At 50.7% G+C, this 7,426-nt stretch carries 5 protein-coding genes; 3 read left to right on the top strand and 2 right to left on the bottom strand.

Going from position 1 to position 7,426, the window contains the following annotated elements:
* Positions 1-1,373: hypothetical protein (locus GF404_01090; protein MBD3380769.1), on the bottom strand; the 1,373-nt coding region annotated here is incomplete at its 3' end.
* 183 nt (positions 1,374-1,556) lie between these two features.
* On the opposite strand from GF404_01090, the gene GF404_01085 reads away from it, so the two are divergent.
* Positions 1,557-3,035 (top strand): DUF2867 domain-containing protein, encoded by a 1,479-nt coding sequence (locus GF404_01085; protein MBD3380768.1) that lies wholly within the window; start codon positions 1,557-1,559, stop codon positions 3,033-3,035.
* The gene (locus GF404_01080) at positions 3,019-3,990 is read left to right on the top strand and encodes a DUF1722 domain-containing protein (protein ID MBD3380767.1); all 972 of its coding nucleotides are present in this window, start codon (positions 3,019-3,021) and stop codon (positions 3,988-3,990) included. The genes GF404_01085 and GF404_01080 overlap by 17 nt, the downstream gene beginning before the upstream one ends.
* Positions 3,991-4,003: 13 nt before the next feature.
* Here GF404_01080 and GF404_01075 read toward each other — a convergent pair whose 3' ends face one another.
* The gene (locus GF404_01075; protein MBD3380766.1) at positions 4,004-6,274 is read right to left on the bottom strand and encodes a hypothetical protein; all 2,271 of its coding nucleotides are present in this window, start codon (positions 6,272-6,274) and stop codon (positions 4,004-4,006) included.
* Positions 6,275-6,457: 183 nt separating this feature from the next.
* Between GF404_01075 and GF404_01070 the strand changes: the two genes are divergently transcribed.
* A partial coding sequence (locus GF404_01070; GenBank protein MBD3380765.1) for a DUF362 domain-containing protein occupies positions 6,458-7,426 on the top strand: 969 nt, incomplete at its 3' end.

Raw genomic sequence — 7,426 nt, 5'->3', positions numbered from 1 at the left:
AGCTCGATCGGTTCGCTTCTGAGCATTTTTCTGATGTCAGACGACAGCAGGTCTTCATGCACAATGATTTCAAAGACATGCTCATTGAACCAATCATCATACATGGTCCAGTAGCCGTTGTCGCCTCGATCCGTACCCCAGCTGTTTTCCACCTTCCAGCGTACCACGCCCCCGTCGGCGGTATCGCAGGCTGTGATCAGCATCATGTGGTTGGGACTGGATTCGAAAAATTTGAAACGTTCGGTCTTATCCATTTCCAGGTCGACCCCGTAGATCGTTTCATAATCGTAGATCCCGGGCAAAAAGATGCCGTGGTCGTTATCACTGTCCTCGCCGACATCACAGGCGAAAACCACAGGTTCGCCGTTCAAAAGGGTCTGCAGGGCATAGGATTTAAGGCTGTCGATCGGAAGATTCAGGTAAGCTTCATCGGACTTGTCAAACATATTTCGGCTGTAGCGATGATAATAGTTTTTGTATTTCTCCACTCCGGGATGATCTGCCAGGGTGACATAGTCACGCAGGTCGATATCGACAACTTCATCGTAAAATTCTCGCGGAGTATACAGCTTGGGTTTGCTGACGACTGTATCGCGGTCTTCGTAGCGCCAGGTAAACTCGGTCGGCGGTATACCCAGGTTCAAGGTCAGCATACGGTAGATTTCGACCATGACCTGTTCTTTGTGGGCGCGAAGTTCATCCTCTGTGGCTCCCCGGTCTGCCATCCGGCGGAATTCAGACGCGGTTTTACGGAGTTTTCGGGAGATGACGCTGTTCATCATGCCCGTTTTGGATGAGCTTTTGGTTTCGGGCATGGCGTACTTGGGCACACAACCATACTTTTCAATCAGTTCGACGGTGTAGAACCACCAACCCCCATCGCCGAATGGAGAGCGCAAAAAGTCCTGCAGTTCCCGGTCATAGATGTCACGGTCGCGCATCAGGATCATCGCTTCCAGGAATTTATTGGCCTTTTCAAGCTTGTCATGGAATGCCAGGTAGTTTTGTGAGAATTCAAATTTGTTGAGCTTGTATTTTTCGATCATCATCGGGCGCAGGAGATTCAAGCTGGCAAAAAGCCAGCATCGCCCTGAGGAATTCTGGTCGGTAATTCCCTTAGTCTTGACGGTAACGTTGAAGAGGTCAAGGTGATGATTGACTTTTTCCTGGTCGAGCGCCAGCTTCTTAATTTCGTTATTGATCAGCGAGTTGTAGATCGCCTTCTCGGGTCCGGTATACCTGGCCGCGGAACGCATCTGCTCTAACAGTTGCGGTGAGATGCCGACGTTTTCAGATCTTGCAATCGCGGGCATCAGTATTATTTGAACGAAGAATGTTATTAGAATAATTCCGATGGCGTGGATGTTTTTCATTGTATCTCCCCGATATTTTCTGTTTATTTATAATAAGATACGAATTTCATGCGGAAATTCCACAATTTATAGCCGGAAAATCTAATTGAATCCTGATATCTTGCTTAACACGGCACTTTTTGTGATTATCCCCGGTTATCTTAACGGGACGTAAAATATCGAATCAATTATGGGGGCTTCAGCATGTCTAAAATTTTGGTAATCGGCGCGACCGGATATGTGGGCGGGAGGCTGATACCTAAACTTCTGGAACACAACCATCAGGTTACCTGCCTTGTGCGCGACATCCGCAAGGCAACTGCCCGGAAATGGGCTTCGGGTGTAAAGCTGGTAGAGGGCGATGTGCTCAAGCCGGAAACTCTGGCCGATGCTTTCCGGGGGCAGGAGATCGTTTATTACCTGGTACATTCGATGACTTCCGGTGGGGGGAGTTTTCAGGATCTGGACCGTAAAGCGGCGGAAAACGCGGGTCAGGTCGCATCAGCCGAGAATATCCGGAGAATAATCTACCTGGGCGGTCTGGGAAGACGCCAGTCCGGGCAGTCTGCGCATCTCTCCAGCCGGCATGAGGTCGGTGATATCTTACGTGAATCCGGTGTGCCGGTAACCGAGTTCAGGGCGGCGGTAATCGTCGGGTCGGGCAGTTTGTCATTTGAGATTATCCATCACCTGGTCAACCGCCTGCCTGTGATGATCTGCCCCCGCTGGGTGTATACACGCACCCAGCCGATTTCGATTGCCGATGTCCTGCGTTTTCTGACCGAAGCTGTACAAAAAGAGGAATCCTCCGGTAAAACTATTGATATAGGTGGTCCGGAAGTGTTGACATATAAAGATATGATGATTGAAGTCGGGAATGTCCTCGGTTTGAAACGATTCATGATTTCAGTGCCGGTTCTGACTCCGCGGTTGTCGTCGTACTGGGTCAACCTCGTGACTCCGATTCCGGCCTCACTGGCCCGGCCGTTGATTGAAGGCTTAAAGCACGAGACAGTCCGCGAAAATGACCTGGCGGAAAAGATCTTTGGATTCGAGACAATCGATTTCCGGCAGGCGGCCGAACGCGCTTTGGTCAAAACCAAAGCTCACCAGGTGGAAACCGCCTGGATCGACGCTGACAGCAACACGCGCCTGACAGAGATCGACTCGACGCATATCATGACAGACAAGCGTGAGGTCGAAGTCTCGGCACCAGCGGAGATACTATTTCATACGGTTTCCTCGCTCGGGGGCGAAAACGGCTGGATGTACGCCGACCGGCTCTGGAAGCTGCGCGGGTTTATCGATAAGCAGATGGGTGGTGTGGGGCTCAGGCGGGGGAGACGACACCCTGTAATGATCGATGTCGGTGACGCGCTGGATTTTTGGCGAGTGGAAGAATATGAGCCCGGCAAACAGCTTCTTTTGCGGGCCGAGATGAAGGTCTGGGGGCAGGCCTGGCTGGAATTCAAAGTTGATCCTCTCGGACCCAATAAAGCGAAGCTGGTGCAGACGGCGAGATACTATCCGCGTGGACTGTTCGGTCACCTGTACTGGTTTTCACTTTTACCGATCCATGCCCTGGTATTCAGGGGGATGGCAAAAGCGCTGGCGGATAAGGCGGAAAAAATACATACTCAGCATAGAAGTCGAGGTGCATTGAGCTATGAAGACAGACAATAAGAAGTCAATACCGATCAGGGTGGGGATCAGTGCCTGCCTCCTGGGCCAGCCGGTCCGATTCGATTCAGGTCACAAGAAAGACCGTTACCTGACCGATATCCTGGGAGGATATTTTAAGTTTATTCCAGTCTGCCCGGAAATCGAAGTCGGTATGGGTGTCCCGCGTGAATCGGTCAGGCTGGTCGGAGAAATTGACGACCCGCGTATGGTCGGAAATAAAACCGGCGAGGACTGGACAGATCGAATCAAAAAGTATTCACAAGAAAGAGTACGCCAGCTCAGGCTTGATAAACTCAGTGGATATATACTTAAAAAGGATTCGCCCAGTTGCGGGATGGAGCGTGTCAAGGTCTACCATGAAGGCGGTGGTGGCGCGGAAAAAAAAGGTGTGGGGATGTACGCTCATCCGCTGATGGAGGAATTTCCACTTATGCCGGTGGAGGAGGAAGGCCGGCTCAATGACTCCCGCCTGCGTGAAAATTTTATCGTACGGATTTTCGCTTACAACCGGCTCATAAACCTGTTCGAAAGCGGTTTCAAGAGAAAAGATGTTATCGACTTTCATACCCGTCATAAATACCTGCTTTTGGCACACAGCCAGAAACATTACCGTCTGCTGGGCAGGATGGTCGCGGCGATAGCAAAATATAAACCTGTTGAATTCAAAGACGAGTACAGCCGTATGTTCATGGAAACACTGACTTACAAGACTACGGTCAAGAAGAACATGAATGTGCTTCAGCATATCCTCGGCTATCTTAAAAAGGAACTGTCATCGAATGAGAAGGCGGATATCCTGAAGGTTTTGGATGATTATCACAGGGAGCTGATACCTCTGGTGGTGCCGATCACGCTTTTGCGCCATTATATCGATGTGCTCGATGTCGATTATATCAAGGACCAGATTTATCTAAATCCGCATCCGAAGGAACTGATGCTTCGCAACCACGTCTGATCCGGCTCGCAGATCAATCGCAACATCCCGGAGGTGGAGGGGAACCGCTTCCGAAAGTATAGTTCATCAGGTAGACAGCATCGGTCACATCGATTACATCATCACCGGAAGCGTCACCGCGGCAGGCTGGCTCTGGTGCCGGACTGCCCATCATAAAGACGTAATTGATGATATAGACCATGTCGGATATATCGATAATGTCATCGGAATTGGCATCACCGCACATAATCCCGCTGAATATCCTGAAATCATCGACATACCAGCCCTCGGCGGTAGCTCGCAGGTCGGACCTGAACAGGAATATTATCTGGTAGACACCGGAGTAATCGGCGAGATCGAATTCCGCCTCGCTCCAGCCAAAGCTCCCGGAATAGCACGGCAGGCTGTCCAGAAAATGCGTGTAACCGCCTTCCGGTACGAGCAGTTCGGGCGGATTGATACCGTCGCTGATGAAAACCGTACCGCCATCACCGCTCAGTCTGCCCAAAAGCGGAGTCTGGAGGTAGTGCCAGAATTTGAGCCGGGGTTCGGGTGGTAAAAGAAACGGCGGTGAAATCAACAGGGCGGCTGAATTATTGGAGTAATGGTTTAAGCCTTCGCCTCCGGCCTTGAAACTGGCTTGACCGCTGTGACTGCGGAAATAATCGATATGCCATTCATTCACCTGTTCTTCGGTTTTGCTTTCATGACGCCAGAAGCCCTGGCCGTCCTCGAAACCGTCATAGAAACTGGTTTGATTGCCAACATATAGAATGAATGAATCTACTATATGGTCTCCGCTTTGCTCATAAACCGAGGGTTTGATTTCGACATAGTACGGGTCCGGGCAGTTGTTGCTGATCCTGAATTCGAAGTTGTTCGAGGACACTGTGATTGAATCGGCATAAACTGTGTCGGCAAAATCGATCTGGTAATTCGTAATCAGCATATGCTCGAGTTCATTCTCGATTTCGCTCCTGACCCCGTAAGCATCCCAGCCATCGTTGGAGACCGCCAGTTCGAGCTCGATAGTTTCGCCGGGCGAAGCGTGACCATCGCCGTTGCCGAGAGTATCGATCACTTCGGCGCCGACGAAGCGCAACTGCGCTTCCGGCCAGGGTTCGATGCCGATATACATATAGTCATCGCCACTGCTTTTCATGCCTGATCCATTCCAGTCGCAGGTCAGTTCATCGAGGACGTACCAGCCGGTAAACGGCCCGCCCCAGCCGTAGTTGAGGTGGATTTCATAGGTTTGGCCGTCATAGCGGTAACCATCGAGAACCAGTGAATGATCGAAACTGAAATAATGCACCGGACGATTGTTATCGATCTCATTTTGAATCATGCCAAACCACTCTGGAAGTGAGTAATTATTGCAATACGTGATTTCTATCTGGGGTGAGTAGAAAAAGTATTCGTGGTATATCTCGTGATTTTCGAGGCCGAAGACCGCCGAACCACAAACCGAGAATACGGTCTCGAGAGCGTTGGCGACTTCGTAATTCAGCTCTCCCAGTGCGGCGCTGTCACGAAATGAGCAACCATTGTCACAGCTGTCGGGCATATTGGGCCAGTCGTAGTAATCGCTGAAATCCGCGGTCAGGTACTGCCCCTGTTGCGAGGTGTCGCCACAGTAGATATCGCCCTCCCACCAGTAAGTGTTGGTCCTCCTGCCATGGGGAGGCCACTGCCAGTAATTCATGATCTGTGCCCCCGCGGTAGCCACACAGCCGAGCATGCAAAGACTGCCGTCGCCTTCCGGGCAGTCCCGGTTATAGGGCGAATTCTGATGCCAGCTGGTAGTTACTATCGGGCCGTTTTGCAACCGGGAAGTATTGCGATTCAAGAGGCTGGATTTGAAATCAGCAGGATTCTGCAGGTAGGTCTGCCAGCCCGGATGAGTTTCGTTTCGTGATGACCGGGCATTCGCTTTCTTGATCAAGAAATCAATAAATCCTTCAGCCTGGAGGGAATCCAGCCTGTGTGTCTGCGAATAGGCCAGAATCGGGGGCATAGTACTGCATGCCGATACAACAACAAATCCTGCCGGTTCCACTGAATAGATGTAAAACAAAGCGGATTTTTCACTTCCGGTCAGTTTATGTCCGGTTATGTACGGATAAACCTCTTCCCGCCACCCGTTTTGTTCATAAACCTGCTCGGCCAGAAAATTTTCACAGGCGAGACGAGCCCGTTCTTCCGATATTTCAGAGGCTTTCAGGGCAGTCTGAAGTGCCACGGTGAGAAGCAGAAACAATACAAGTGCCACGCGAGATGCTTTTTCCCTGTCCTTAATAATCATAGTTGTAAATCCGCGCTTGTGGATATTAGTTGGAAGATCATCAAATAGCAGGCGACTGTCAAGAAGTCAATTGTAAAAAAAATGCAAGCAACAAATGGCTTGAAAAACGCATATAGATTTAATAGATTCAAGCGAGATGGCTTAAACACTGGAGGTAATATGCCTGACAGGGGTTACAGGTCGATGAATGGCCGCTGGGATATAAACCGGCGGGATTTTTTGAAACAGGGCGCGGCCGCGAGCGCCGGTGTCCTGGTAGGGGGGATGGTCCTGGGCAATCCCGGGTTGTGGGCGCAGGCAGGTGAGAAACAAAAACCGCCTCCAAAACCGAAAACGAACCTCGAGGACGCGCTTAAAGTTCCGCGTGGAAAGTATTCTCTGCCGGGCGAGTTTCCGGGGAAATCAGTTGAGGTATATTCCGAAAAAGTCTTGCAGGATGGCAATATCAATTCGGCCGCGCTGGCACCGATGTTTACTGCAGGTATCGAAAGCCTGACCGGGGTCAGACAAGATGAAGCACAGGGTTTGTTTTTTAACTCCGATGATGTAGTCGGGATCAAGGTCAACCCGGTCGGTGCGGGACTGATCAATACCCGTCTGGAGCTGGTAGATGAGATTATCAGGTGGCTCGAAGAGGGCGGAGTCAGGCGGGAAAATATCATCATCTGGGATCGCTTCGACTATATGCTGGCCGATGCCGGTTACACCTCCGAACGTTTTCCCAAAGTAGGAATTGTCGGCTTACAGACTATGGATGAGGCGGCCTATATGGGTGAGGCTGAGGATGATTCGGGATGGCTGGATGAGAACGGTCATCACCTCTCCGAAGCGAACTTCGATCAGAAAAACTATTACTGGGCCGATGTCGACGCTCCGCAGGATCAGCAGTACCTCAATCAGCATGTCTTCAACACCAGGTATTCGTATTTTGGAAAACTGCTGACGGAGAAACTCACGAAAATCATCAATGTGCCAGTGTTTAAGAACACCGGCAACGGGATTTCCATGGCTACCAAGAACCTCGGCTACGGCGCAATCTGCAATACCGGCAGGCTTCATAAACCGCTCTTTTTCGATGTCTGTACCGAGGTGCTGGCGTTTCCCTGCATCCGCGAGAAGCTGGTTTTAAATATTACCGACGGTCTTCGCGGT

Source organism: Candidatus Zixiibacteriota bacterium (assembly GCA_014728145.1).
Lineage (GTDB): Bacteria > Zixibacteria > MSB-5A5 > JAABVY01 > JAABVY01 > WJMC01.
This window is presented reverse-complemented; position numbering and strand designations above follow the sequence as displayed.

Bases quoted from the DNA above. Each gene is read 5' to 3' on its own strand.
- GF404_01085 (MBD3380768.1), top strand. From the start codon at position 1,557: ATGTCTAAAATTTTGGTAATCGGCGCGACCGGATATGTGGGCGGGAGG.
- GF404_01080 (MBD3380767.1), top strand. From the start codon at position 3,019: ATGAAGACAGACAATAAGAAGTCAATACCGATCAGGGTGGGGATCAGT.
- GF404_01075 (MBD3380766.1), bottom strand. From the start codon at position 6,274: ATGATTATTAAGGACAGGGAAAAAGCATCTCGCGTGGCACTTGTATTG.